Source organism: Bradyrhizobium sp. USDA 4451 (assembly GCF_054822585.1).
Genome location: NZ_JBTRCH010000001.1, coordinates 3,580,857 through 3,607,220, shown reverse-complemented (window position 1 = coordinate 3,607,220; position 26,364 = coordinate 3,580,857). Strand labels below are relative to the sequence as shown.

The following is a 26,364-nucleotide window of genomic DNA, read 5'->3' as shown; positions in this document are numbered from 1 at the left end:
CGCCTTCGGTTGTGATTGTCACGTGCAGGATCGCGCCCCCTGCTCACTGCGACGGCAGGCTCGACAAGAAGCCTTGCAGATCCGCCGCAAAGCGCTGCTCGAACGCGATGGCGCGATGCGGTGAATGGCCGCAACCCGCATAGCGAACGATGTCGGCACGCGGATTTGCGTGCGCGAGCCGAGCATCGTGCTCCGGCAGAAAGGCCGCCCCACATCCGGGATCGGCCTGAACAATCTTGACCGGGCACAGGAATTCCCGCTCGGTCGGAATCGCCGCAAGGACGGAGCCCGCGACGTTGCCGTCGGCCCAGCACCGCCCGTCCTGCCGCTGCAGCGCTGACGCATGGCTCAACAAATGACGGGAGCTGAAATGATCGCAGCCGATCCCGCCCATCGGTGTCGGCGAGTCGGCAAGGAACGCCAGGTATGTGCCGAGCGGTGCGCGTGCCTGCTGCCACGCGGCCTGACGCGCGCTGACGATCGAGAACAGCTTCGGGAAGGCGGACTTCTCCCACTCGCCGGGTTGCCCGAGATACCACGGCGGATCCTCGAGGAAGACGGCGCGCACATTGGCATCGTCGCGCTGCGCCAGCACGCCGGCAACGCAGCCGCCGAGCGAGTGCCCGACGATCACTGCCGGGCGCCCGATCGCGGCCAACGCGGTCCGCGCGTCCGACACATAGTCGGCGAGCGCGTAGCTTGCGGCACGGTCCGAGTGGCCATGGCCCCGGAAATCCAACGTCCAGACCCGATATCGATCGCTGAGCCGGCCACCGATCTCCTGCCATGTATCCCGGCTCAACGACAGGCCGTGCAGGAACAGGATCGGCTCACCGTCCACAGGACCGTCAACCGAAGCAGCAAGCCTGAGGCCGGCATTGTCGAGCGTGATATCGGTCACCAGAAATCTCCGTTGCAAAATTCGATCAGCATCAATTCGGCCCGCCCGGGTTCGACCGATCTCAGCGCGCGATCTGCCGGAACTTGTCGGACAAGCCGTCGAGATAACCGACCCAGGTCGAATTGACCGGCTGGTTCTCGATCAGCGCGTGGAAGCGGATCATCATGCAGATCAGGAACAGCGGCTGGATGAACGCCGCGCGCACCGTCACCGCCAGCAGAGCCGCGATGGACACGGTGACCAGGGCGCCATATTCCCTGATCGCCTCCGGCAGCCAGACCGTCACCACGCCGGCCGGGACCAGCAGCAGTATGCAGAGCAGGATGCTCAGGATCCGCTCGACGATCACCATCCAGACCGACGTGGTCAGGATCGGCTTGGCGTTCTGACAATAATAGACCAGGCCATCCTGGATGTTGCGCCTGGGATCGTCGCCGCCGCGCGCCAGATCGTAGGACAGCACCACCTTGTCCAGATAGCGCGTCGCGGCCGACAGGATGGTGTTGAGCAGACCGACGATCGCCTTCATGCCGGGCGCTGGCAGCCATTCGCCGAGCGTATCGAGCGCATTGTGAAACGCGCGGAGCACGGCGCGGATCAGCGCGTTGAGCCCGAACAGAACCGCGACCTCGCCGAAGCGGTCCATCACGATCCGCCGGCCATAGGCGAACTGCCCTTCGCTGCCGTTGCCGACACAGCCATGCGTGATCAGCTCGGTCAGCACGGCGACGTGGCCGCAGGCGATCATGTGCAGCGTGTAGCGCAGGACGGCACCCCAGATCCATCCGCCGAGCAGCAGGATGCCGAGCAGCCAGCAATAGCCGAACACGCTCGCAACGTGGGTGCCGAGCCATACCGCGCCGCCGACCGCGACGATGGCCCAGACCGCGCACGCCGCGGCAAAACCCAGCAACACGCCCCATCGCGCCAGCGCATAAGGCAGAGTCTCGAGCAGCAGCTTCAGCGCGGTGCCAAGACCGTGATCGCGCACCAGCAGCGGATAGGAATGCGACGGTCCTTGAGAAGATCCTTGAGAATGCCCCGCGGCGCGCCATTCGCCAGAACGACCGCCGCCATTGCTGAGACTCATGTCAGACACGTGTTGCTCTCTTCCGTTGCCGTCGAACGACGTCAGGCGTTGGCAGTCGTTGGGGAAATCAATCGGTGGTGGACCCGCCTGGCGTCACAGCGCCAACACCTCCGGGGCTGGCAGAGGGTTGGTCCGTTGGCGCTGTGAGCCGGCACGGCCGCGACATCGATCAGGGAGGTGAGCCGATGTCGCGGCCAGCGATCATTGGCCGGCGGCCGGCAGCTCGGCGTAGTTGCCGTCCTTGTCGCGGCGGTACACGACGTAGTCGATCAGCGTGATGTCACCCTTCGGCGTGTAGCTGATGTTGCCGAGCACGGTGTCCCAGCTTCCGGCCTTGATGGCGGCAGCGACCTTCTTGGCATCCGTGGTCTGGGCGCGGGTGGCGGCCTGGCTCCAGATCTGGAACGCGGCATAGCTGTAGAGCGTGTAGCCGTCGGGATCGATGCCCTTGTCCTTGAACTTCTTCAGGGTCGCAGCCGCGGTCACCTTCTTGCGCGGATCCGGCGAGAAGGTGAACAGTGAGCCCTCGGCAAGGGGACCTGCGATCGCGGCGAACTGCTTGTCGACCAGGGCGTCGCCGCCCATCAGCACCGCATTGACGCCCTGCTCGCGCATCTGGCGCAGGATCAGCGCGGCCTCGGCGTAGTAGCCGCCGACATAGACGAAATCGATCGATTCCTTCTTGAAGCGGGACACCAGCGCGGCAAAATCCTTGTCGCCCTTGGTGTAGGCCTCATAGAGCTTTTCCTTCACGCCCGCCGCATTGATGGCGTTCTTGGTCTCGTCGGCCAGACCTTTGCCGTAGGTCGTCTTGTCGTGGATGATCGCGACGTTCTTGGTCTTGTAGTTCTTGATGATATAGGCCGCCGCGACCATGCCCTGCTGGTCGTCCCGGCCGCAGACGCGGAACGTGTTCCACAGCCCGCGCTCGGTGAACAGCGGGTTGGTCGAGCCGGGCGTGATCTCGAGCACGTTGCCCTCGGCATAGGCGTCCGAGGCGGGAATCGAGGTCGACGAGCAGAAGTGCCCGACGACGAACGGAATCTTCGCACCTGCCATCTTCTCGGCAACCGACACCGCCTGCTTCGGATCGCAGGCATCATCGCCGACTTCCAGTTTCAGCTTCTTGCCGAGCACGCCGCCTGCCGCATTGATGTCGGCAATCGCGAGATCGGCGCCGTTCTTGAACTGCTGGCCGAAGCTCGCCTCCGAGCCGGTCATCGGTCCGACCACGGCAACGCTGATATCCTGTGCCAGGGCGGCGCCGGACAAGGCCAGGCTGGTGCCGAGCGCAAGACAATATTCTCGAAGTGCAAACTTCATCACATTCTCCTCGATGGTCTCAAGTCGCCTCAATGCATCGCAATCGACTCAGGTCGCCGGCTGCGACGATCACCGGGGGCTGCCTTTTATGCGCGCGATGGCAAGCAGGCTCGGACTGGGGCGACGGGGGATTGGACATATGCGACATCAGGCAACAATGTGAAACACGTTGCCGTGCATTGGCGCCTGGAATCATCCTGTGTGCGCGACCGCACAGAGCTGATGGTTGTTCGATCATGGCCGCACCAGCGGCTCGGGCTCTGCCGGCTTGACGCCGGCGCCGACCGGTGCCGCCGCCTCGACCGCGCCCTTCAGCTCGATCTCATAGGAGCCGCCGACCTTGATCGCGCCCCATTGCGTCGAGACCGCGAGGTTGATCCTCTGTCGCGTCGGCAAATCGGCATCGGTGTGGCGGTGAGCAACGGCGCTGGTTCGAGAGCACATAGGCAATCGATCGCTCACTGAACGAGGGGTAAGCGACCTGCATCGCCGCGATCATCCGAGAACAGCAGGGGCGTCGACCGCATATCCGCGCCGAGATACGCCGCGCCGGCCATCTGATAGTTGGCCGGCATCAAAGCGAGATGCTGGACGGCAGCATGGACGTCGCGCACGCAGCGTTCGAGCCCGCAGCTCACGTCCACCGATACCGAGCCGCCGGCACCGAACATCAGCTCGGTTGCCTGCTTGGCCGTATTCGCTGCATGGGTCGATGCCAGCCACAGCGTGGCGCGCTGGGCAGTGCTGAGCGGCTTGCCGGCACTGACGGCCTGCCACGCCTCGGCCAGCGTGCCGTAGAGGAAAGCCCGTCCCGAGCCCAGCAAGGCCTCGGCCCGTCCGAGATCGGCCTGAACCAGCGCGTCCTCACCGAGCAGCTTGCGCGTGCGCGATGCGATCTTTCGCCCGACAAGCTCGACCAGGATGTCGATCGCGTGGCGGGCGATGCCGAGCGGCACGGCCGCGAGCGCCGCCCCGAACAATGCGATGGTCGGAAGCGCATAGAGCGGGCCCTGCTCGACCGGCGGTTCGCGAAACGAGAGCGACCGCGCGGATGGCACGAAGGCATCCGCGATCGCATAGTCATGACTGCCCGTGCCGCGCAGCCCGATACTGTTCCAGGTGTCGATGATCTCGCACTGCGCGGTCGGAAACAGCATGAAGCGCATCACCGGGGTGCCGTCGGGATGCAAGCGCGGTTGATCCCCGTCGAAGATCCGGCAGTTGCCGATCATCCAGCCGGAGTGCTGACAGCCGCTTCCAAGCGGCCAACGGCCTGAAACGCGATAACCGCCATCGACGACGGTGGCCGTGCCAAACGGCCGCAAGGCGCCCGCGGTTCGGACCAGCGGATCGCTGCCATAGATATCGCGCGCGGCGTCCTTTGCGAGATAGCCGCCGAACACGCCATAGATGCCGCCGATGGCCATGCACCAGCCCGCGGCACCGTCGGCGCGCGCGATCTCCTCGACCACCCGAACGAGGGTCATCGGGTCGGCCTCCTCGCCGCCGATGGCGCGTGGAATCCAGAGCCGGAACAGCCCGGCCTGCGCTATCGCCTCAACAAGCGGAACAGGCAGCCGCCGCGACCGCTCACTCTCCTGCGCCGATGCCAGAACCAGCGGTGCGAGCGCCGCGGCAGCATCGACGAACGGTGACGTGATGGTGTCAGTCATTGCTGGCCTCGCGGATGTAATCGGTGAATCGCCCCGCGCTTAGGCGCGGCAATGATGCGCGGCTCGGACGGATGCGACGGGGAATGGAACGCATGCGACATCACGCAACCACTGCATTGCCTGCGCGCGCTAATTCGGATTCGGAACGAAGATGACAATCTTCAGGTCTCGTGACGGCCTGAAGTTCGAATGGCGGACCTCGAAGCGGGTCGGCCCGGTCTTCCTGACGCCATCGGCACAGAAGCTGACGAAATTATTCGGCTCACCCTTGTCGATGGTGAGATGGAAGTCGCCGATCGGTGCCGCCCAGTTGGCACCGGTCGAGAGCACATAGGCGATCGACCGCTCGCTGAACGGCGGATAGGGCGCCCGCCTCGTCACACGCGCCCGCTCGATGGTGCGGATCAGGTCATCGTCGATGCAGTATGAAGCAAGCAACGCCGGCGCTTCCGGATTGCTGCGCCAGTTGTCGGCGCCGATGAGGGTCTGCACGGAGCCACCGACGCTCGGACGGTAGGTCTGCTCGAAGGTGATCTCCCGGCCCGCGGGGAAAGTCTGGGTCCAGGTATAGGCCGAGCGCAACGTCCAGGTCGGCACCAGATGATCCTGCATCGGGCCGCCCGATCCGTAGGTCTCGATGGCACCGACACCGAGCTTGACCAGTTCCGGCCAATTCGATTTCGGCAGTTTGTCGAGCAGTTGGCCCGCGGGACCCCTGATCGGCATCAACGGAATCCCGAGCTTCCGCAGCAGCGCCGTCTGGTCGACGTCGTTCGCCAGCGCGGTCTGCTCGAGATGCGGCGCGGCCGGCTTGCCGTCGACAGTGACGCGGAAATCAAAGATGTTTTCGGGATCGTCGGTCGGGAGCCCGATATTCTCATCGGCTTCCTTGCTGACAATATCGGGCATCGGGAACGCGATCATGATGGTCTTGTCGGCGGTCGAGGTATTGAAGAAGCGGTAGACGATCCGGATCTGCTTTTCGGAGATAAACAGATCCTCCGAGCGCATCACGATATCGGGGTCCTGCTTGAAGCGCAGGCCGCCGGTTTCCAGCGCGGCGGACGTGTCGTTCGCCCGCACACACCAGGGCATCAGCCCGGCAAGCAGGACCAGAAAAGCCCGTTTGGCGATCGGAGGCATGGTGACAAATCCTCTTCCTGTCGCGAAGACGAAAGCTGCCTTTTATGGACTCAGCGGATATGCCGCACGGACGAATGCGACACTGATTTGGACATATGCGACATCGATTGCTGATGTGAATCGAATTCGTCGCGTGGCTGCCCGGCGACAAAGTTGTATGCCGACGGGCTGCCCGCTAATGATCGCTCGCGTTGGACGCTATTGTATCGTCGACGACCTTCATCACGATGGAGAAGCGGCATGCGCGGAACATATCGGCGGACACCCCGATTGTTGCTGTTGATCGGAGCTGCGCTGATCGCGACGGCTGCTGCGACAGCCGCGCCCGAAAGCGCGATCCGCTGGGATGCGAAGAACGCCTATCTCAAATGCGACGGCGCGATCGACGGCAGCATCGCCTGGCCTGCCGAACCGGAGGCCGCGTGCGCCGCCATGTTGATGTGCGCGAATGAGCGGACGCTGTCCGCGGAGCGTCACGGGCGGCTGATCGAATGGATCCGGCGGGTGCCTGGTTGCGGCGAGCCGTAGGCCACACACCGCGCGACCTCGGCCAAGAGGCGCGACGCCCGGTCAGGGACGCCGCGGCACCGCGCGGATATCCGATGGCGTCGCGCCGTAGTGCCGGCGGAAGGTGCGGTTGAAGTAGGAGAGATCGCCGAACCCGACTTCGAACGCAATCGTGCCGATGGTGCTGCGGCTGTGGCGCGGATCGGTCAGCAAATGATGCGCGCGCGCCAGCCGCTGGCCGAGCACGAATTCCGAGAATGTCGAGCCTGCGTTTTCGAACAGCCGCTGGATATGGCGCGGCGTCAGCTTCAGCCGCGCCGCCACCGCCGGCAGCGTGAGGTCGCCATAGCCGAGATTGGCATTGATGTCGGCCTTGACCGCGGCCAGCCGCGCGGCCGCCAGCCCGCCATCTTCCGCGCCCCCCGCCGCATCGCGATTGGCGCCGATGATCAACGCACCGAGATCGGTCAGATGCTTGACGACCGCATGCCGCAGTTCGGGCGTCGACAACTGGTAGCTGTCGTCGAGCTCCCTGATGTAGAGCGCAAGCAGCCGCATCGCTTCGATGTTCGCCGGCAGCGGGCGGATCAGCATGTCTTCGGGGTCGCGAACCAGCGAGGCAAGCACCTTGCGCGGCAGCCGGAGGCCGACGAGCCGGCTCGGTGCCACCGGGACCACCATGTTGCCGGCTTCCGCGCTCGACTGCAGCACGGCCTGACCCGGGCTGAGCTCGATGTCGCGGCCCCGCTGGGACGCGCGCACGTTGCCGCTCGTGATGATCGTCAGCACGAGGTCGTCATTGCCGTCGAGCAATTCGCGCGGTCGCGCAATCCTGAGATTGCTGCACGCCCAGGATCCGACGCCGAGCCCCGGCAACTCGCGCACATTCGCTTCGGCATGGAACGCGCCGTCATCGAGCGGCTCCGGATCGAGCTTCACGATCATCCGCCCGATCTGCTCACGGAAGATCGGCAAGCGGTCGCGCACGCCGAAATGCGCGGTCGAGAACCGGAACCCCGTCATATCGCCCGACTGCATTGTCATCGGCTCGCCCTCATGGCGGCGGAAGTCGCCGGTCATATAAGGCCGATTTGTGGCAGTACACGCCGATCATGGCGACCATGCAGCGCGGCCGTAGACGTGAACCTTTTCCGGGTTTCGCCGATAGCTCATCGGACAACTGTCAAGCGTGCGCATAAGCGTCTCAAATACGCGGCCTGGTGCAGCGAGCGACATCGCGTCGATCTTGATGTGGGTTTGTCGCGCCCGGATTCGTGATCGGGACTAAAATTGTCCTCGCTCCGATAAGCCCGAAGAGGCTCTCCACACTGCAGCACGAGGATAATTATAATTGACTGACCGGACGGTCAATAGTAATCCGGTCGCAGGTCATGCGACCTTCGCTCATAGAAGGCGCAACGGGAGGCCATCATGGTCAGCGAGCTGGTGTTGACCGATATCCGCGACCAACACGCTCAACTCGAACGCGAGCGCGACCTGCAAGGACGTGCGGGCCGCCCGGTTGACGACACCGAAGGCGTTCCTGCCGTTCTTGAAAGGCGCGCACCTGGTTTCACCGGAAGAGTCTAGATTGAACGTTCCGCCGGCAAGGCAAGACGCAACATTGATCATGAGTCAGAGGGGTCCAGTTCGATGACACAGCCTCAATCCAGCGACGCGGACAGCGTCATGAAGCTCGACAGCTTCGTTCGCGGAAAGTGGTCCGGCGCAGGCGAACCCGCCGCCGAGATTCACAGTGCCGTGACCGGCGACGTGGTGGCGCTCGCGACGCGGAGCGATCTCGACATGCGCGAGATCCTGGCCTATGGCCGCACGGTCGGCGGCAAGAATCTCCGGAAACTGTCGTTCCACCAGCGTGCCGGCCTGCTGAAGGCGCTGGCCGACACGCTGAGCCAGCACAAGGACCGGCTCTACAAACTGTCGCTGCATGCGGGCGCGACCCGCACCGACGCGATGATCGACGTCGATGGCGGCATCGGCACCTTGTTCGCCTATGCCAGCAAGGGACGCCGCGAGCTGCCGAACAGCAAATTCCTGCTCGACGGCAATGTCGAGGGGCTCTCCAAGGGCGGCGCGTTCGCCGGCCAGCATATCGTGACGCCATTGCACGGCGTTGCCGTTCATATCAACGCGTTCAACTTCCCGTGCTGGGGCATGCTGGAGAAGCTGGCGCCCGCGCTGCTCGCCGGCGTTCCCGTCGTCACCAAGCCGGCGACAGTCACTTCCTATGTCGCCTACGAGCTGGTGCGGATGATCACCGAATCCGGCGTGCTGCCGGAAGGCGTGCTGCAATTCATCGTCGGATCGACCGGCGATCTGTTCGACCACCTCACCTGCCAGGACGTGGTGTCGTTCACGGGCTCGGCCGACACGTCACAGAGGCTGCAACGCCATCCGGTGATCGCGCGCGAAGCTGTCCGGTTCATCGCCGAGCGGGATTCGCTCAATGCAGCGATCCTCGCGCCGGACGCAGTGCCGGGAAGTCCGGAGTTCGACCTCTTCATCAAGGAAGTGGCGAAGGAGATGACGGTCAAGGCCGGGCAGAAATGCACCGCGATCCGCCGCGCGCTGGCGCCGGCAGCGCAGCTCGATGCCGTCATCACCGCGTTGCGCGAGCGCCTCGCAAAGGTCACGATCGGCAATCCCGCAAACGACAAGGTCAGGATGGGGCCGCTGGTCGGTCTCGCCCAGCGCAGCGATGTGCTTGCCCATGTGGCCCGGCTGCGCGCCGAGGCTGAACTGGTGGCCGGCGATCCCGATAATTTCCCGCTGGTCGACGCCGACGCGACGCGCGGCGCCTTCGTTCCGCCGCTGCTGCTGCACTGCGCGAAGCCGCTCGCTGCGACCGCGGTGCACGAGATCGAGGCGTTCGGGCCGGTTAGCACCGTGATGGGCTATGACGATCTCGACCAGGCCGTCGCGCTGACCAATCGCGGCGGCGGCAGCCTGGTCGCGTCGGTCTACACGCACGACATCCCGACCGCGACCGAGCTTGCGTTCGGCATCGGCAGTTTCCACGGCCGCGTCGCGATCATCGACCGCGATTGCGCGAGCGAGCACACCGGACACGGCTCACCGATGCCGCAGATGGTTCACGGCGGCCCGGGCCGCGCCGGCGGCGGCGAGGAGCTCGGCGGCATCCGCAGCCTGCAGCACTACATGCAGCGCACCGCATTACAGGGCTCGCCTCGCATGCTGAGCGGCGCCACCGGCCGCTGGTTCAAGGGCAGTCCGGTGCTCGAAGGCGACCTGCACCCGTTCCGCTATCACTACGATGATCTCGAGATCGGCCGCACGCTGGTCTCGAAAGCGCGGCAGATCACGCTCGACGACATCGAACACTTCGCGCATTTCACCGGCGACACCTTCTACGCCCATATGGACGAGGAGGCGACCAAGGGGCACCCGTTCTTCCCTGGCCGGGTCGCGCATGGCTATCTGCTGCTGTCGTTTGCCGCCGGCCTGTTCGTCGATCCCGACTACGGCCCGGTGCTGGCGAATTACGGTCTCGATACGCTGCGCTTCGTGAAACCGGTCCAGCCGGGAGAATCAATCCAGGTCCGGCTGACCGCAAAGGAGAAGACGCCGCGCAACAAGCAGTATGGCGAGGTGCGCTGGGACGTCGAGATCACCACCGGCACCGGCGAGACCGCGGCGACCTACGAACTGCTGACGATGAACGCGATGCGCGCTTAAATCTTCAGCGCAACTCGACCTGCCGGCTGCGGCCGGCCGGTTTCGCTTTGCCGCGCGGCCGGGTCGCGGCCGCCTCCTCCGTACCAGCCAGCACCAGCTGCGCGACGAAGTCGGCATATTCGGCGCGGGTCATCGGCCCACCCTCGCGAAACCACATGTAGTGCCAGTTCAGCATGCCGAAGACGCTCATCGTCAGCGGCTTGAGAACGCGCTTCTGCCTCGCCGCCGGCACCGCCGCGGCGAGCGCATCCGACATGATCCCGACCAGGATCCGCTCGCTCGCAAGCAGCGGCTGCTGCTTCTCCGTCGGCAGCAGCCGGAGGCTTGCGATCTGCACCTGATGCTCGGCGTCGGCATGCCGGTAGAGTTCGAGCAGGGTCGCAACGATCGCCCTGAAACGCTCGACCGGATCGCCGGCCGACGCACTCGCCTTGCGAACCGCCGCCACCAGCTTTTCGAGATGCGAGGACAGAAGATCGACCAGGATCGCCTCCTTGTCGGGATAATAATGATACAGCAGCGCCTTCGAGACCCCGCAGGCATCGGCGATGGTGTTCATCGAGGTGCCGACATATCCCGAGGCGGCGAACAGCTCGGCTGCGCGATGCAGCATCGAGAGGCGTTTGTCGTCATAGTCCTTGGCGCGCGATCGGGCCATGTCGTTCCGTTCCACCAGCCGGCCGTGAAAGTTGGGAGCCACTGTCCAGCTTGCACCGGGCCGCATCCGAACCATCATTTATTGACCATCCGGTCGGACAATTCCATGGCTGAGTTGGAATAGCGTCTCTGTCTCGCGGTCCCAAATTCCTGTTGGACGCGCTTTCGTTACGTGAACCGGTACCCACTTCGCTTGAAAGCGCTCCAGACGAGCGAAGGCCCCCAATGCAAAACGCATTGAGGGCCTGGCCGCGTCCCCCCGCCTCACACGGCTCTAACTGCTGAAGCCCGCCGGAATGAACGCCGGCAGCTTCTCCTCGATGAAGTGCTTGACCTCCGGCGAGTTGAAGACCTGGATGAAGGCCTTCAGGCGCGGATCGTCCTTCTTGTCCGGTCGCGCGGTGAAGCGCAGCACGAGGCTGTCGTCCACCGTACGGTCGATCACCAGCGCCGACTTCGGATCGCCGCCGGCCGGAATCAGATAGGTGATGTTGACCAGCGCCAGCGTGACGTCGTCGAGCGACCGGTAGGTCTGCGCCGGATCGAGCTCGACGATCTTCAAGTTCTTCGGGTTGTCGATGATGTCGAACCGGCTGACAGAAAAGCCCTTGCCCGGCGCCAGCTTGATCAGCCCGGCACGTTCGAGCAGGATCAGGCCGCGCGCGCCATTGAGCGGCTCGTTCGGGATCGCGACGCTGTCGCCGGACTTGATCTCGTCGAGCGACTTGATCTTCTTCGAGAACAACCCGACCGGCGCGATCACGCCGACCTTGTCGACCTGGGTCAAATTGAAGCCGCGCTGCTTGTTCTGGATCGCGAGATACGTCGCGTGCTGGAACAGGTTGGCGTCGACATCGCCGCTGTTCACCACCTCGTTCAGCGCGACCCAGTCCGACAGCTCGACGATCTTGACGTCCTGGCCCTTGTCCTTGGCAAGCTTGGCGGCAAACGCCGCCAGCTGACCGACCGGCCCCGCGCTGGTCGCTATCTTGAGCGGTTCATCGGCAACAGCCGCCGCAGTCATGGCAAGCAGCACCCCGGCCGCCTGCGCCAGGCGCAACAATGTCTTCATGGTCTCGGTTTCAACTCCGTTGTCAGGGATCGATCAGGCCGCCTTGCGGCTGCTGCCGCCGGCCTCGGCTTGGGCCAATGCCTGGGTGAGGTCGGCGAGGATGTCGTCGGGGTGCTCGATGCCGACCGACAGCGCGGATGTAGCCGGGCGTCACGCCGGCCGCGAGCTGCTCTTCGGCGCTGAGCTGCTGATGGGTGGTCGACGCCGGGTGGATCGCCAGCGACCGCGCATCGCCGATATTGGCGACGTGATAGAACAGTTTCAGCGCATCGATGAAGCGACGGCCGGCCTCGACGCCGCCCTTCAGCTCGAACCCGACCAGCGCACCATAGCCGCCGTTGAGATAGAGATCGGCGCGGCGCCGGTTCTCCCCGCTTTGCAGGCCGGGGAAGATCACGTGCGAGGCGGAGGGATGCCGTGCCAGGAAGTTCGCGACCTTGATCGCGTTCTCATTGTGCTGGCGCAGTCGCAGCGGCAGCGTCTCCAGCCCCTGGATGAACTGGAATGCATTCTGGGGCGCGATCGCGGCACCGAGATCGCGCAGCAGTTTGACGCGCGCGCGGAGAATATAGGCGATCGGACCGAGCGGCTTGGCGGCTTCGGTCCAGATCGCGCCGTGATAGGCATCGTCCGGCTGCGTCAGCAGCGGGAAGCGCTCGGCATGCGCCGCCCAGTCGAAATTGCCGCCGTCGATGATCGCACCGCCGATCGAGGTGCCGTGGCCGCCGATATATTTCGTGGTGGAATAGACCACGATCGCCGCTCCATGATCGAACGGGCGCGCGATCAGCGGCACGGCCGTATTGTCGAGAATGAGCGGCACGCCGAGCGAACGCCCGATATCCGCAACCTCCCGGATCGGAAATACGTTGAGCTTGGGGTTCGGCAGGGTCTCGGCAAAGTAGGCCCGGGTCTTCGCATCGGTGGCGCGGCGGAAATTCTCCGGATCGGCCGGATCGACGAAACGTACCTCGATGCCGAACTGCTTCAGCGTCTGCGACAGCAGCGTCCAGGTGCCGCCATAGAGATCGGTCGACGAGACGATGTTGTCGCCGGCCTGGGCGATGTTGAAGATCGCGTAAGCCGTCGCCGACTGGCCCGACGCCACGGCGAGCGCGGCCACGCCGCCCTCCAGCGCCGCCAGCCGTTCCTCGAACGCGTCGGCCGTCGGGTTCTTGATCCGGGTGTAGATCTGCCCGAGCGCCTCCAGCGCGAACAGCCGCGATGCGTGATCGGTGCTCTCGAATTGATAGGATGTCGTCTGATAGATCGGAACCGCCACCGCGCCCGTCGCCGGGTCCGCCCGGTATGAACCGCCGTGCAGGGCGAGCGTCTCGACATTCTTGGTTTCGATCGGCATTTCCAAATCTCCCGAAATCCATGGACCCAGCATCAAAGGCAGCGGATGATGCGCAGCGACGCCGCGGCTGTCGAGACGTCGGCGAAAATAGCGATGCGCGTGCTGGCCGCACGTCGGATGGCGTCGCGAATTTTTCAGCTCGAGCCCCCGCCGCGTTGCATTTGTTTCGCTGCGCCCACGCGTTCAGCAGATCACCGGCACATTGATCTTCCCGTCGATCGCGTTCGCAAATCAGCGCGCCATGCCGGACGTGCCGGTCCCCTGAACGATGCAACGACGTCGAGCGGACCAATCCCTGCTGCGCCGGACCAGGGACGGAGCACGATTTTGATCCTGCTTCGCCGAATAGAAAATAAAGCCACGCTGGTGACGTGATAAATCACCTCTCTGTCCTCAATTGCCGGAAACTGCGCGATGACCAGACCGAAAGAGCTTCGCTTCAACGCGTTCAACATGATGGCGCCGAGCCACAACTGGGCGGGTCTGTGGTCGCATCCGCGCGACACCTCGCTCGACTACAACACGCTGGACTATTGGGTGGACTACGCCCGGACGGCTGAACGCGGCCTGCTCGACGGCATCTTCCTGGCCGACGTGTTCGGCATCTACGACGTCTACGGCAACCGCCCCGAAACCGCTCTGCGCCACGCCGTTCAACTACCGAACGCCGAGCCGACCTTGCTTGTCTCCGCCATGGCACACGCGACAAAGCATCTCGGCTTCGGCATCACGTCCAACCTCACCTACGAGCATCCCTACCAGCTCGCCCGCCGCTTCTCGACGCTCGATCACCTCTCGCGCGGCCGGATCGGCTGGAACATCGTCACCGGCTATCTCGACAGCGGTGCCCGCGGCATGGGCCTTGCGGCCAATCGCGCGCATGACGAGCGTTATGAGGCGGCCGAGGAGTTTCTCACGGCGAGCTACAAGCTTTGGGAGGGCAGCTGGGAGGACGGCGCGGTCCGCCGCGACCGCGCGGCACGGATCTTCACCGATCCGGCCAGGATCCATCCCGTGCAGCACCAGGGGCGTCACTATCAGATCGACGGCATCCACCTCGCCGAACCGTCGCCACAGCGCACGCCGCTGCTGTATCAGGCCGGAACCTCAAAACGCGGGCGCGCCTTCGCGGCCCGGCATGCGGAGGCGATCTTCCTCAACGGCCAGACCAAGCCGATCCTGGCCCGCGCCGTACGCGAGATCAGGGAGGCCGCCCGGGGCTTCGGACGCGATCCCTATGACATCCGCCTGTTCGCCGGCGCGACCGTGATCGTCGCACCGACGCGCGCCGAGGCCAACGATCTGCTCGCGGACTACGCAGAGCATGTCGATCAGGCCGGCCAGCTCGCCTTGCTCTCGGGATGGACCGGCATCGATTTCTCGAAATATCGCCCGGACCAGGCCGTGCAATATGTCGAGAGCAACGCGATCCAGTCGATGGTCGAGAATTTCACGGTGCGCAGCGACCAGCCGGTCAAGGTCGGCGATCTCGCAACGCTGAGCCGGGTCGGCGCGCGCTCACCGTTCGTGGTCGGCTCGCCGCAGGACGTGGCGGACGAGTTGATCGCCTGGGTCGATGAAACCGATGTCGACGGCTTCAACCTGTTCCGCCTGGTCGCGCCGGAATCGCTGACGGCGTTCGTCGACCTGGTGGTGCCGGAACTGCAGTCGCGCGGGGTCTACAAGACGGCCTATCGCGAAGGCACGCTGCGCGAAAAACTGTTTCCTGGACGCGGGCCCTATCTTGACGCCACGCATCCCGGCGCCGGCTTCCGTCGCTCGCCCTCGGCCACGCGCGCCGACGCCGCCGAATAGCGCGGCTTACGAACCTCTCGGTGACCGGCAATCAAACGCCCGTCACCAGGTTGCGATATAGGTGCCCTTGAAGCGCGTCTTGAGGAATGCCTTCACCTCGTCGGAATGATAGGCGTCGGTCAGCTGCTTGACCCAGGGCTTGTCCTTGTCCTCTTCACGCACGGCGAGGATGTTGACCCAGGGGCCATCCGCCGCCTCACGCGCAATCGCGTCGGTGGCGGGATTGAGCCCGGCCTGAACCGCATAGTTGTTGTTGATCGAGACCAGGTCGACGTCCTGCAACGCGCGCGGCAGCTGCGCGGCATCCAATTCGACGAAGCGCAGTTGCTTCGGATTGTCGGTGATATCGGCAATGGTCGAGGCGACGTTGTTCGGCTCCTTCAGCTTGATCACGCCGTGCAGCGCCAGGATCATCAAGCCGCGCGCGCCGTTGGACGGATCGTTGGCGATCGCCACCCGGGCGCCATCCGGCAGATCGGAAAGCTTCTTGTACTTCAGGGAGTAGACGCCCTGCGGGGAGGCGATGGTGTTGGCGACCTTGACGATCTTCCAGCCGGTCTTGGAGAGCTGGTTCTTCAGATAGGGCTCATGCTGGAATGAATTGGCCTCGAGGTCCCCGAGTGCGAGCGCCTGGTTCGGGATCACATAGTCGGTGAACTCGACCACCTTGATGTCGAGCCCGCGGCCGGCGGCCACCTTCTTCACGACATCCAGGATTTCCGCGTGGGGCCCGGCCGTGACGCCGACCCGGATGGTGTCGGCCCTGGCCGCGCCGGTCAACAGCGCTGCAACGGCGAGCGCGGTCATCAGGATACGCATCAGTCTGTCCTCGATAGCTGAATCGGCGATTACCAACTCGGCAACACCGCGCCCTTGAACTTGGTCAGGACGAATTCCTTGATCTCCGGCGTGTGATAGCTATCGACCAGGATCTTGACCCACGGCTTGTCCTTGTCGGCGGAGCGGACCGCGATCAGATTGACATAGGGTCCCTTCGGGTCCTCGCGCAGGATCGGATCCTTGACCGGATCGAGGCCGGCCTGTGTCGCATAGTTGGTGTTGATGACGGCCGCATCGACGTCGTCGAGCGCGCGCGGCGCCTGGGCGGCGTCGACCTCGATGAATTTCAGCTTCTTGGGATTGTCGATGATGTCGATGACGGTCGGCTTGAACCCGACATCGCTCTTCAGCTTGATCGCCCCCTTGTCGCGCAGCAGCAGCAGCGCGCGGCCGCCATTGGTGGGATCGTTCGGAATCGAGACCTTGGCTCCCTCAGGCAGGTCGGCCCAGCTCTTGTGCTTGCGTGAATAGATGCCGATCGGAAAATTGACCGTCAGCCCGACCTGCTCGATCTTGTAGCCGCGATCGGCCTTCTGGTTGTCCAGATAGGGCTGGTTCTGAAACGAATTGGCCTGGATGTCGCCGGCGTCGAGCGCGGCGTTGGGCACGACATAGTCCGAGAACTCGATGAGCTGGAGATCGAGCCCGCTCTTGGCCGCAATCGGCTTCACGGCCTCGAGGATCTGCGCATGCGGCCCCGGCGTCACGCCGATCTTGATCGTTTCAGCCGCAGCCGCGGTCGACCAGACCGCAATAACGCTCGTGAGCGCGACAAGGGATCGAAACAACAACATCTTTGTCTCCATGGAACAGGAATGGCTTTGGGATCAGCGATTGCGCAGCCGGCGGTTGACGCGGCGCGCCAGATAGTCCCCGGCGGTCTGCACGGTCTGCACCAGCGCGATCAGGACGACGACGACCGCCAGCATCATCTCAGGCATGAAGCGCTGATAGCCGTAGCGAATGCCGAGGTCGCCAAGACCGCCGCCGCCGACCGCCCCGACCATCGCGGAGTAGCCGAGCAGGCTGACGACGGCGAGCGTCAGGGCCAGCACCAGGCCCGGCAACGCCTCCGGAATCAGGACCTTGAACACGATCTGCAATGGGCTTGCACCAAATGAAGATGCCGTCTCGATCAGGCCGGCGTCGACCTCGCGGATCGCCGCCTCGACCAGGCGAGCGATGAAAGGCGTCGCCGCGATGGTGAGCGGCACGATCGCCGCACCCGAGCCGATCGAAGTGCCGGCGATCAGGCGCGTGAAGGGGATGATCGCGACCACCAGGATGATGAACGGCGTCGAGCGCGTAGCATTGACGATCACGCCGAGAATGCCGTTGGCGGGCGGCGCCGCGAACAACTCGCCCTTCCGGCTGGTGGCGAGGAAGATCCCGAGCGGCAGGCCCAATATGGTCGCGACCAGGGCCGCGACCGAGACCATGAACAGGCTCTCGCCAGTGGCCTGAACGATCAGGTTGATGAGTTCACGCGACATAGCCGAGACGCTCCACCAGAAGGTCATGCTGAGACAGATAGGCCAGGGCCTGCTTCGCGGCGGCTTCACCGCCGGGAATGCCCAGGATCAGCGAGCCGACGTGCTGGCCGCCGATCTCGTCGATCCGGGCCGATAGCAGTGCCACGTCGTGAGACAGCTCGCGCGACAGGCGCGCCACCACCGTGTCGCCGGCTTCGGTCCCTCGCACCTGTACGCGCAGAACCGCCTTGCCGCCGACAATCGGCTGTGGCGACAGCCGGCTTGCCAGCGAGACCGGAACGCTGTCGCCGATCGCCTCGGACAGGAACGCCTGCGTCACCGGATGCCGGGGATGCGTGAAGATGTCGGCGACATGGCCGCGTTCAACGACATGGCCGCCGTCGATCACCGCGACCTCCTTGGCGAGCTGGCGGACAACCGACATCTCGTGGGTGATCAGCACGATCGTGACACCGAGCTCGCGATTGATGTTGGCAAGCAGGTCCAGGATCGCGCGCGTCGTCTGCGGGTCGAGCGCCGAGGTCGCCTCGTCGGACAGCAGCACCTTCGGCCGCGTCGCCAGTGCGCGCGCGATCCCGATGCGCTGCTTCTGGCCGCCGGACAGTTCGGAGGGATAGCGGTCGGATTTGTCGGCGATGCCGACGAGCGCGAGCAGTTCTTCCACGCGAACCGCGATGTCGGCCCTGGACCAGCCGGCGATCTCGAGCGGCAGCGCGATATTATCCGCCGCCGTCCGCGACGACAGCAGGTTGAAATGCTGGAAGATCATGCCGATCGAGCGCTGCGCCAGGCGCAGCTCGCGGCCGGCCAGCGCGGAGATCTCGCTGCCATCGACGGCGACGCGGCCGGTCGACGGCTTCTCGAGCCCGTTGATGAGGCGAACCAGGCTCGACTTGCCGGCACCGGAGCGACCGATCACGCCGGTGATCGAGCCGCGCGCGATCGCGAAATCGATCGCCTGCAACGCATGCACGCTCGGCTTGTCGCGATAGGCCGGATAAACCTTCGATACACCTTCGAAGCGGATCATCGCGTCGGTCATGCCCGATGCGGGCGATATTGACGGCAGCGGCGCAACGGGCTGCGCCGTCGTCAGGGATTGATGTACATTCATTCAATCGGTCCAATTGGCAGATGGCTTCGGTCGCCGGGCCCAGCCCGGACTCAATGACCAAAGAGCAGATAGCTGCGGTCGATGCCGCGGAGATCGCGCGTCTCGTCGGTCCAGCCGACCGCGCGGCGGTAACTGCCCAATGCGGCGGTCTGCCGTAGCGCGACTACGTCGGTCGGGCAAGGGGTATCCGCATAGGGCGAGACGTAAAGTGCGTCCTCGGGACAATAGAGTTCGCAGAGAAAACAGGTCTGGCAATCGCTCTGGCGGGCAATCACCGGAATTCCATCGGTCTTATCGAACACATTGGTCGGGCAGACATTCACGCAGATGTCGCAGGACGTGCAGCGTTCGACGTCGATCACCTCGATCATTCCGCAGCCTCGGCGTAGCTGGCGTCGCCATGCGGCCGGACTGCGGTCCAGACCTCGTCCAGGCCGCCGCTCGTCACGTAGTGACGCTGCCTGACGTCCTGATCGGGATAGTCGTCGCGGCGATGCATGCCGCGGCTTTCGGTACGCGCCAGCGCGCTGCGATACATCCAGCGCGACGTCGCCAGCATGGCCGCGCTCTCGCGGGCGCGCAGCAGATCATCCTTGCTCGCGGCGTCGGCCGCCGACGCATCGGCCCACGCCGCATCGAGCCGCGCCAGCGCGCCCTCGAGCCGCGACGCGTGCCGGAAGTAGTTCAGCTCATACGGATAGACCTCATCCTGAACTGCCCGCGCCAGTGCGGCCGGCTCAAACGGGCGGCGCGATCGGCTTCGGAACGCAACTGTTCCCGCGGAGGCCAGGCGGCGCTGCCGCGCCGGGCCAAGCTGCCGGGCGTAGCCGGCAGCGCCCCAGCCGGCCCAGGTCCCCGACGACATCGCCCAGGCGGCGTTGTGGCTGCCGCCGCCGGTGAAGCCGCCGCAGACCAATTCGCGCGTCGCCGCATCGCCGGCGGCATAGAGCCCCGGCACGCTGCTTGCGCAGCTGTCGTCGACAATGCGAAGGCCGCCGGTGCCGCGCACGGTGCCTTCGAGCCGCAACGTCACCGGAAACCGCTCGCTGAACGGATCGATGCCGGTGCGATCGAACGGCAGGAAGAAATTCGGCTGCGACGCCCGCATGTCGCGCTGCACCTCGTCATCGGCCTTGTCGAGGCGGGCGTAGACCGGCCCTTGCAGCAATGCCCGCGCGATCGCCGATCGGCCGCCCTTGGATGCCGCGCCGGGAACGACGCTGCCGTCTTCGTAGCTGAAGGTCGCCCAGCCATAGAACAGCGTCTTGGTCACCGAGCCGAACGCCGGCGAGATCGCATAAGGATTGGAGAACTCCATGCTGCTGAATTCGGCACCGACCTCCGCGGCCATCAGATAGCCGTCGCCGGTCAGCACGTTCGAGCCCAGCGTCTTGCTCAGGAACGCGCAGCCGCCGGTCGCGATAACCACGGCCCTGGCGCGCACGATCCAGCGGTCGTGCTTCTGCCGGCGCACGCCGCTGGCGCCGGCAACCGCGCCGTCATCGTCAACCAGCAACTCGAGCGCGGGGCTGTGGTCCAGAATGGTGACGCCGGCCTGCTTGGTGCGTTTGCGCATCAGGCGCATGTATTCCGGCCCTTGCAGCGAGTTGCGCTGCGATTTGCCGCTATCATCGACCGGATAAGGGTAGCCCCACGCTGCCAAACGATTGCTGGCCTCATAGGTCTGGTCGAGCACGCGCGCCATCCAGCCGCGGTCTTGCAGATACCCGCCCATCTTCTCGCGGTTGGCCATGGCGGCTTCACGCAACGCCGGATCGGGATCGACATACCAGACGCCGGTGCCGGCGGCCGCGGTCGCGCCCGACGTGCCGCAAAACCCCTTGTCGGCGAGCACAACGCGGGCGCCGCGCTCTGCAGCGCTCACCGCAGCCCAGGTGCCCGCCGGTCCGCCGCCGATCACCAGGACATCGGCGTCGAATTCAACCGAGCCGTCCGCTGCGGCCCGCCGTTCGGCGCGTCGATCGTTGGTTGCCATCGTCCAGTTTCTCCACGCGGCACCAATCGCTTGCGATGCGCCGCAGCAACATGCTTACGCGCGTGTGCGCCCCTGGCAATTTCAGATATTTGAACGGACTTGGACGAAGCTTCCCCTGCCGCAGCTCATCGAAGAATAATCATGCACCGGCGCGGAGGACGTTTCGTCCAACACCGGAGACGAACACGAGTTTTGTCGGCAAACCGCGCGGCGGAGGCGGATATTTCTTTTTGCATGCGCGCGCCAGCCGTTCGTTTCCTTGTCGCGCGACAGGCGATATGTCGGAAAACATCTCATTTCACTGCGTGGCAGCCATGTCCGATCGTCAGCTTCATCTCAACGTCAATCTGCTGCACTCCGGCGTCTACGCGTCGGCCTGGCGGCTGCCGGAAAGCGATCCGCGCGCCTGCTTCGACGTCGGTCATTACGTGCGCGTCGCAGAGATCGCCGAGCGCGGCAAGCTCGACGCGATCTTCCTGGCCGACACGCCGGCGATCACCGACCGCATCGACTATCGATCCTTCATGTCGATGGAGCCGACCATCGTGCTCGCAACGGTCGCCGCGGCGACCAGCCATGTCGGCCTGATCGCGACCGCCTCGACGACCTATAACGAGCCTTACAACATCGCGCGCCGCTTCGCGACGCTGGACCTCGCAAGCGGCGGCCGCGCCGGCTGGAACGCGGTGACCACCGCCGACGCGGCGGCCGGCCGCAATTTCGGCCTCAACAACGTGCTCGAGCACAAGGCCCGCTACGAGCGCGCCAAGGAGTTCGCCGAAGTGGTCCATGCGCTGTGGGACAGCTGGGAGGACGACGCCTTTGTCGGCGACAAGACCGCCGCCCGGTTTGTCGATACGTCGAAGGTGCATCCGATCGCGCATCGCGGCGCCCATTACGCCGTGGCCGGCCCGCTCAATGTGCCGCGTTCGCCGCAGGGCCGCCCGGTGACCGTGCAGGCCGGCGGCTCGAGCGACGGTCGCGATCTGGCTGCCGCGCAGGCCGAAGCCGTGTTCACGCTGGCGCAGACGATCGACGAAGGCGCCGCCTATGCCCGCGATCTGCGCGCCCGCGCCGCAGCTTACGGCCGCACCGGCGACTCCATCATCATCCTGCCGGGACTTGCCACCGTGATCGGCAGCACCGAAGCCGAAGCGAAGCGGCGGCAGGACGAGCTGTGGGAGCTGGTTCCGATCGAATACAGTCTCGCGCGTCTCGCCGGCACATTGCAGGTCGATCCGGACATCCTCGATCTCGACAAGCCGCTGCCCGATCCGCTGCCGCTGCCCGCGAACGCCAACCACACCATGTTCCAGGGTACCGTGAACATCGCGCGGCGCGGCAACCTCACGGTCCGCCAGCTGCTGCGCGCACTCGGCGGCGGGGTCGGACACCGCATCATCGTCGGCACGCCGGAACAGATTGCCGACGATATCGAATCCTGGTTCAGGGCGGGCGCGGCGGACGGCTTCAACCTGATGCCGGACGTGCTGCCGACCGGGCTCGAGGTCTTCGTCGACAGCGTGGTGCCGATCCTGCAGCGGCGCGGCCTGTTCCGAACCGATTATGCAGGCGCCACCCTGCGCGAGCATTTCGGCTTGCCGCGGCCGATCAGCCGCTTTGCGCGGCGGATCGGGACTGTGGCCACCGCGTGACGCAGCTAGCGCGATCCGGCCAGCAGCGGCGGAGTGTCGGTCGCGGCAGCAGATGACGCAGCGCGAATGCGCGGGATGATCTCCTTCGCAAAGCGCTCCATCTCGGCCTCGAAAGGCTGGAATTGCAGCATGAACAGCTCGATCCCGGCGGCATGGAACGCCCCGATCCGGGCCGCCACCTCGTCATAGCTGCCGACCAGCCCCGCCGCGGTGCCGCCATTGCTGCCGACCCGTTCCGATTTCTGCATGGTTTGCATCATCACGACCTTCGGATCGGTGTTCTGACGCTGGATCGCCTTCACCGGCGCGTCCTGCCGCGACAGCTCGAGCAGCCGCTGATAGGCAGCCTGCGCCTCGGCCTGCGTCTGGCGTGCGACGACGAACGCGGACAGCCCGAAACGGAGCGGCGCTGACGTTCGCGGCCGCGCCGCAACGTCGGCAATCAGGCCGGCCACATCCTCGAGCGGTTGCCCATTGATGAACCAGACGTCGCCATGGTCGGCGACCAACGCGCGCGCCGGCTCCGACTCGCCGCCGACATAGATCAACGGCCGCGGCCGATAGCGGCTCGTCGGCCGCAACAGATAGTCACGGACGTCGAAATGCTCGCCCTTGTAGGTCAGCCTTTCGCCCTGCATCAGGCGCGAGACGATCGTGATCCACTCCCGTCCATAGGCGTAACGGGCATCATGCTCGGCAAAACCGATGCCGGCCTTGTCGAGTTCAGGCCGGTTCCAGGCATTGACCAGGTTGATCGCAAAGCGTCCGCGGCTGATGTTCTCGATCCCGAGCGCAAGCTTGGCGAGCACCACCGGGTGATAGAGATAGGGCTTGATAGCCGCAATGATCTCGATCCGGCTCGTCAATGCGGCGACGGCCGCCGCGGCGCTCCAGGCCTCGAGCTGATCGAAATCCTCCTGATGCGGATTGATCGTGTGCTGCGCGATCAGCGTGGAATCATAGCCCAGCGCCTCAGCCGCAAGCACGAGATCGCGATTGCGCTCCCATGATGCGTCATACGGCTCCTCCGGATCCTGATAGGCACCGCGCGAACCATGAACCAGCGCCCAGATGCCAAAGCGAAGCGGTCGTGCCGACATGCCGTCTCTCCGATATCTCCAGTTACACTGCCGTGTTTTCGAAGAAGCACGCCGACATATCAAGCAGCGGCGCATCAAAAGATTTTCCTTGCCGCGCCGCGCGCACCGGGAAACGAGAAAACTCCGAACGCAACGACAATTGGAAAACGGCTCTATTTCTGTCCGCGAAAAATCGTGGGACAGTTTGCGCCGCATGAACGGCGCTCTCTTTCGAATGACGGCAAACCGTCGAGCGGGAGAACGATGAGCCGCGCCGCGCGCGATCGATGATGTTCGCGCGTGTTGAACGAGGACGGAACAGACTTGAGCAACCTCGAACAGGCCGCACCATCGATCGCGTTCGATTCCGCACAGCGCAGCGATCGCACCGCGCCGAAGGCGCGATTCGAGATCGGCCGGCGCGGCCTGCTGCTGCTGTCGTGGCTTGCTCCGCTCGTGCTTCTCATCGTCTGGGAATCGCTGGCGCAGGCCGGCTGGCTCTCGCCACAGGTGCTGCCGGCCCCGAGCAAGGTGGTCCGGACGGCATTCAAGCTCGCGACATCGGGGAGCCTGCTGAACGATCTCGGCGTCAGCCTGCTGCGGGCGGCGTCCGGGTTTGCGATCGGCGGCAGCATCGGGTTTGCGTTCGGCATCCTGGTTGGCTTCTCGCGGATCGCGGAGGCTGCGATCGACCGCAGCATTCAGATGATCCGCGCGATCCCGTTCCTCGCCGCGCTGCCGCTGGTGATCGTCTGGCTCGGCGTCGGCGAAGCGCAGAAGATCTTCCTGGTCGCGCTCGGCGTCGCGTTCCCGATCTATATCAACACCACGCTCGGAATCCGGCAGGTCGACCCAAAACTGGTCGAGCTCGGCCGCGTCCAGGGCCTCGGCACATTTGAGCTGATCCGGCGCGTCGTCCTGCCCGGTGCCCTGCCCTCGATCCTGACCGGCGTCCGCTATGCGCTGGCGACCGCATGGCTGGCCCTGGTGGTCGCGGAGACCATCGGCGCCCAATCCGGCATCGGCTTCCTCGCGATGGATGCGCGCGAATTCCTGCGCACCGACGTGATCGTGCTGACGATCGTGATCTACGCGTTGATCGGCGTTGCCGCCGACGGCATCGCGCGCGCCCTCGAGCGACGGCTGCTGGCCTGGCATCCGAACTATGGGGGCACGCGATGACCGTGCACGCCGTGCCCGCATTGAGTGCGGCTGCACCGGCCGTCGTGGTGACGGGCCTGCAGCGCGCCTACGGCAACCGCGTCGTGATCGAGAACCTCAATCTGCGCATCGAGCGCGGCGAGTTCGTCGTCCTGCTCGGCGAAAGCGGTTGCGGCAAGACCACGCTGCTGCGGGCGCTGGCCGGCCTCGATCCGATCGACGGCGGGCGCATCACGGCGCCGCGGCGGCCGGCCGTCGTGTTCCAGGAGCACCGGCTGCTGCCGTGGGACAGCCTGTGGCGCAACGTCTCGCTCGGCCTCAACGCCACCGACGCCCGGCAGCGTGCCGCGAGCGCGCTCACCGAGGTCGGGCTCGGCGACCGGCTCGATGATTGGCCGCGCAATCTCTCCGGCGGGCAGGCGCAGCGCGTGGCGCTGGCACGCGCGCTGGTACAGGAGCCCGAGCTGCTCCTGCTCGACGAGCCCTTTGCCGCGCTCGATGCGCTGACGCGGATTCGCATGCACGACCTGGTGCGTGAGCTGGTCGACGCGCATTGGCTCGGCGTTCTCCTGGTCACCCACGACGTCGACGAGGCAATCGCGCTTGCCGACCGCATCCTGGTGATGCGCGCAGGCCGCATCGCGTTCGAGCACCGCGTGAAACGCAACGGCGCAGCGCCGATCGCACGCAGCGACCTGCTCGCGGAGCTCGGCGTCGGCGCCGCTCACCCCATCCCTGCTTGAGGACCATTCGATGTCTCCCTCCCAGCTCACCAAGCCCACCCGTCGCAGCTTCCTTGGCGGCGCGGCCTTCGGCATCGGCGCGCTCGCCGGTTTCGACTTCTGCGAGTCCACACAGGCGGCGAGCGGCCGCGTCACCGACACGGTGCGGCTGACATGGGGCCTGAGCGGACTCAATCTGATCGCCAAGGAACGCGGCGAGTTCGAGAAGCTGCTGGCCAAGGACGGCATCAAGGTCGAGTGGCTGGGACCGTTCCCGAATCATGCCCCGACGCTGCAGGCCGTGACCGGCGGCAGCGCCGATTTCAGCTTTGGCGGCAGCACGACGCCGGCGCTCGCCGCGATCATTGCCGGCTCGCCGCTGGTGTTCACCCAGTTCGTGGTCTACGAGCCGCGCACCACCGCGATCATCGCGCGGGATGACTCCGGCATCAGCAAGGTCGAGGATCTCGTGGGCAAGTCGGTGGCGGTGAACCGCTCCGGTCTCGGCGAATTCCTGCTGGTCGCAGCGCTCGAGAAGCACAATGTCGACCGCTCCAAGGTGAAGTTCGTCTACCTCAATCCGCCGGATGCCGCGCCTGCGCTGGCCTCCGGCAAGGTCGACGCCTGGTCGATGTGGAGCCCCGGCGTCGACATCGCCCGGCTCGAATACAAGGCGCACGATATCTTCCTGGAAGGCCGCGATCTCGAGTTCCAGATCGACTACACGTCCTATCTGACCACAAGGAAATTCGCGACCGAGAATCCCGCGCTGGTCCGCGCTGTTAATGATGCCTTCCGCGCCGAAGGCAAATGGATCTCCGAGAACAGCAAGGACGCCGAATACGTCGCGCAGAAGGCCGGCAAGTACAGCGACCAGGTCCGCGACCAGTTCATCGCGCTGAACCGGCAGTATCGCTACTTCGCCGCCAATGACGAGGGCTTCCTTGCCGAGCTGCAACGCGCCGCCGACTGGCTGGTCGCACGCAAGGTGCTCCCGGAGCCGATCAAGGTCACCGACCACCTGGCCCAGGTCTGATCAACAACCG

At 65.2% G+C, this 26,364-nt stretch carries 25 protein-coding genes and 1 pseudogene; 9 read left to right on the top strand and 17 right to left on the bottom strand.

Features of this window, described 5'->3' with window-relative positions:
* Positions 1-43 precede the first annotated feature (43 nt).
* The 6 genes from ACVMB0_RS16645 to ACVMB0_RS16620 all read right to left on the bottom strand — a co-directional run bounded on the left by ACVMB0_RS16645 (position 44) and on the right by ACVMB0_RS16620 (position 6,130).
* Complete coding sequence (locus ACVMB0_RS16645) at positions 44-901, bottom strand: alpha/beta fold hydrolase (RefSeq protein WP_461346986.1); 858 nt, start codon at positions 899-901, stop codon at positions 44-46.
* Between the two features lie 61 nt (positions 902-962).
* Positions 963-2,000, bottom strand: coding sequence for a hypothetical protein (locus tag ACVMB0_RS16640; protein WP_461346985.1), 1,038 nt, complete (start codon positions 1,998-2,000; stop codon positions 963-965).
* Positions 2,001-2,192: 192 nt separating this feature from the next.
* The gene (locus ACVMB0_RS16635; protein WP_461346984.1) at positions 2,193-3,314 is read right to left on the bottom strand and encodes a branched-chain amino acid ABC transporter substrate-binding protein; all 1,122 of its coding nucleotides are present in this window, start codon (positions 3,312-3,314) and stop codon (positions 2,193-2,195) included.
* Between the two features lie 234 nt (positions 3,315-3,548).
* A complete protein-coding gene (locus ACVMB0_RS16630) occupies positions 3,549-3,710 on the bottom strand; it encodes a hypothetical protein (protein WP_456749823.1) in 162 nt (53 codons plus the stop codon).
* A 62-nt stretch (positions 3,711-3,772) separates the two neighbouring features.
* Entirely contained in the window at positions 3,773-4,987 is a 1,215-nt protein-coding gene (locus ACVMB0_RS16625) for an acyl-CoA dehydrogenase family protein (protein WP_461346983.1), read from the bottom strand.
* Between the two features lie 129 nt (positions 4,988-5,116).
* Positions 5,117-6,130 (bottom strand): DUF4424 domain-containing protein, encoded by a 1,014-nt coding sequence (locus ACVMB0_RS16620; protein ID WP_461346982.1) that lies wholly within the window; start codon positions 6,128-6,130, stop codon positions 5,117-5,119.
* A 240-nt stretch (positions 6,131-6,370) separates the two neighbouring features.
* Here ACVMB0_RS16620 and ACVMB0_RS16615 point away from each other — a divergent pair, with 240 nt between their 5' ends.
* Complete coding sequence (locus tag ACVMB0_RS16615; protein WP_456749826.1) at positions 6,371-6,658, top strand: hypothetical protein; 288 nt, start codon at positions 6,371-6,373, stop codon at positions 6,656-6,658.
* A 42-nt stretch (positions 6,659-6,700) separates the two neighbouring features.
* Here the strand turns inward: ACVMB0_RS16615 and ACVMB0_RS16610 are convergent, their stop codons facing one another.
* The gene (locus ACVMB0_RS16610; RefSeq protein ID WP_461346981.1) at positions 6,701-7,681 is read right to left on the bottom strand and encodes an AraC family transcriptional regulator; all 981 of its coding nucleotides are present in this window, start codon (positions 7,679-7,681) and stop codon (positions 6,701-6,703) included.
* Positions 7,682-8,068: 387 nt separating this feature from the next.
* On the opposite strand from ACVMB0_RS16610, the gene ACVMB0_RS16605 reads away from it, so the two are divergent.
* Entirely contained in the window at positions 8,069-8,227 is a 159-nt protein-coding gene (locus ACVMB0_RS16605; RefSeq protein WP_456749828.1) for a hypothetical protein, read from the top strand.
* Positions 8,228-8,326: 99 nt separating this feature from the next.
* A complete protein-coding gene (paaZ, locus tag ACVMB0_RS16600; RefSeq protein ID WP_456799027.1) occupies positions 8,327-10,354 on the top strand; it encodes a phenylacetic acid degradation bifunctional protein PaaZ in 2,028 nt (675 codons plus the stop codon).
* A gap of 4 nt (positions 10,355-10,358) precedes the next feature.
* Here the strand turns inward: paaZ and ACVMB0_RS16595 are convergent, their stop codons facing one another.
* The 3 genes and pseudogenes from ACVMB0_RS16595 to ACVMB0_RS16585 all read right to left on the bottom strand — a co-directional run bounded on the left by ACVMB0_RS16595 (position 10,359) and on the right by ACVMB0_RS16585 (position 13,443).
* Positions 10,359-11,012, bottom strand: a complete 654-nt coding sequence (locus ACVMB0_RS16595; protein ID WP_461346980.1) for a TetR family transcriptional regulator — start codon at positions 11,010-11,012, stop codon at positions 10,359-10,361.
* Positions 11,013-11,285: 273 nt separating this feature from the next.
* Positions 11,286-12,083, bottom strand: a complete 798-nt coding sequence (locus tag ACVMB0_RS16590) for a MetQ/NlpA family ABC transporter substrate-binding protein (protein WP_461346979.1) — start codon at positions 12,081-12,083, stop codon at positions 11,286-11,288.
* Positions 12,084-12,116: 33 nt separating this feature from the next.
* Positions 12,117-13,443, bottom strand: a pseudogene (locus ACVMB0_RS16585) (O-acetylhomoserine aminocarboxypropyltransferase/cysteine synthase family protein).
* A gap of 48 nt (positions 13,444-13,491) precedes the next feature.
* On the opposite strand from ACVMB0_RS16585, the gene ACVMB0_RS16580 reads away from it, so the two are divergent.
* Positions 13,492-13,818 carry a hypothetical protein gene (locus ACVMB0_RS16580; protein WP_461346978.1) on the top strand — a complete coding sequence of 109 codons (327 nt, stop codon included), beginning with the start codon at positions 13,492-13,494 and terminating at the stop codon, positions 13,816-13,818.
* Positions 13,819-13,857: 39 nt separating this feature from the next.
* Positions 13,858-15,258, top strand: coding sequence for an LLM class flavin-dependent oxidoreductase (locus ACVMB0_RS16575; protein ID WP_461346977.1), 1,401 nt, complete (start codon positions 13,858-13,860; stop codon positions 15,256-15,258).
* Between the two features lie 42 nt (positions 15,259-15,300).
* Here ACVMB0_RS16575 and ACVMB0_RS16570 read toward each other — a convergent pair whose 3' ends face one another.
* From ACVMB0_RS16570 to ACVMB0_RS16545, 6 genes are read right to left on the bottom strand one after another with little or no spacing between them, the layout of a single operon-like run.
* Entirely contained in the window at positions 15,301-16,077 is a 777-nt protein-coding gene (locus ACVMB0_RS16570; RefSeq protein ID WP_461346976.1) for a MetQ/NlpA family ABC transporter substrate-binding protein, read from the bottom strand.
* A gap of 29 nt (positions 16,078-16,106) precedes the next feature.
* Positions 16,107-16,904, bottom strand: coding sequence for a MetQ/NlpA family ABC transporter substrate-binding protein (locus ACVMB0_RS16565; RefSeq protein WP_461346975.1), 798 nt, complete (start codon positions 16,902-16,904; stop codon positions 16,107-16,109).
* 21 nt (positions 16,905-16,925) lie between these two features.
* The gene (locus ACVMB0_RS16560) at positions 16,926-17,591 is read right to left on the bottom strand and encodes a methionine ABC transporter permease (RefSeq protein ID WP_461346974.1); all 666 of its coding nucleotides are present in this window, start codon (positions 17,589-17,591) and stop codon (positions 16,926-16,928) included.
* Positions 17,581-18,705, bottom strand: a complete 1,125-nt coding sequence (locus tag ACVMB0_RS16555) for a methionine ABC transporter ATP-binding protein (RefSeq protein ID WP_461346973.1) — start codon at positions 18,703-18,705, stop codon at positions 17,581-17,583. Before ACVMB0_RS16555 ends, ACVMB0_RS16560 begins: the two co-directional genes overlap by 11 nt.
* 50 nt (positions 18,706-18,755) lie before the next feature.
* Positions 18,756-19,076 (bottom strand): 4Fe-4S binding protein, encoded by a 321-nt coding sequence (locus ACVMB0_RS16550; protein ID WP_461346972.1) that lies wholly within the window; start codon positions 19,074-19,076, stop codon positions 18,756-18,758.
* Positions 19,073-20,701 carry an FAD-dependent oxidoreductase gene (locus ACVMB0_RS16545; protein WP_461346971.1) on the bottom strand — a complete coding sequence of 543 codons (1,629 nt, stop codon included), beginning with the start codon at positions 20,699-20,701 and terminating at the stop codon, positions 19,073-19,075. Before ACVMB0_RS16545 ends, ACVMB0_RS16550 begins: the two co-directional genes overlap by 4 nt.
* Before the next feature lie 314 nt (positions 20,702-21,015).
* Between ACVMB0_RS16545 and ACVMB0_RS16540 the strand changes: the two genes are divergently transcribed.
* Positions 21,016-22,356, top strand: a complete 1,341-nt coding sequence (locus ACVMB0_RS16540; protein ID WP_461346970.1) for an LLM class flavin-dependent oxidoreductase — start codon at positions 21,016-21,018, stop codon at positions 22,354-22,356.
* A gap of 5 nt (positions 22,357-22,361) precedes the next feature.
* Here ACVMB0_RS16540 and ACVMB0_RS16535 read toward each other — a convergent pair whose 3' ends face one another.
* Positions 22,362-23,456: an LLM class flavin-dependent oxidoreductase gene (locus tag ACVMB0_RS16535; protein WP_461346969.1), complete on the bottom strand. Its 1,095-nt coding sequence runs from the start codon at positions 23,454-23,456 to the stop codon at positions 22,362-22,364.
* 390 nt (positions 23,457-23,846) lie between these two features.
* On the opposite strand from ACVMB0_RS16535, the gene ACVMB0_RS16530 reads away from it, so the two are divergent.
* From ACVMB0_RS16530 to ACVMB0_RS16520, 3 genes are read left to right on the top strand one after another with little or no spacing between them, the layout of a single operon-like run.
* Positions 23,847-24,617 carry an ABC transporter permease subunit gene (locus ACVMB0_RS16530; RefSeq protein WP_461349663.1) on the top strand — a complete coding sequence of 257 codons (771 nt, stop codon included), beginning with the start codon at positions 23,847-23,849 and terminating at the stop codon, positions 24,615-24,617.
* The gene (locus ACVMB0_RS16525) at positions 24,614-25,339 is read left to right on the top strand and encodes an ABC transporter ATP-binding protein (protein ID WP_461346968.1); all 726 of its coding nucleotides are present in this window, start codon (positions 24,614-24,616) and stop codon (positions 25,337-25,339) included. Before ACVMB0_RS16530 ends, ACVMB0_RS16525 begins: the two co-directional genes overlap by 4 nt.
* Before the next feature lie 10 nt (positions 25,340-25,349).
* Positions 25,350-26,354, top strand: coding sequence for an NrtA/SsuA/CpmA family ABC transporter substrate-binding protein (locus ACVMB0_RS16520; protein WP_461346967.1), 1,005 nt, complete (start codon positions 25,350-25,352; stop codon positions 26,352-26,354).
* Positions 26,355-26,364: the final 10 nt, after the last annotated feature.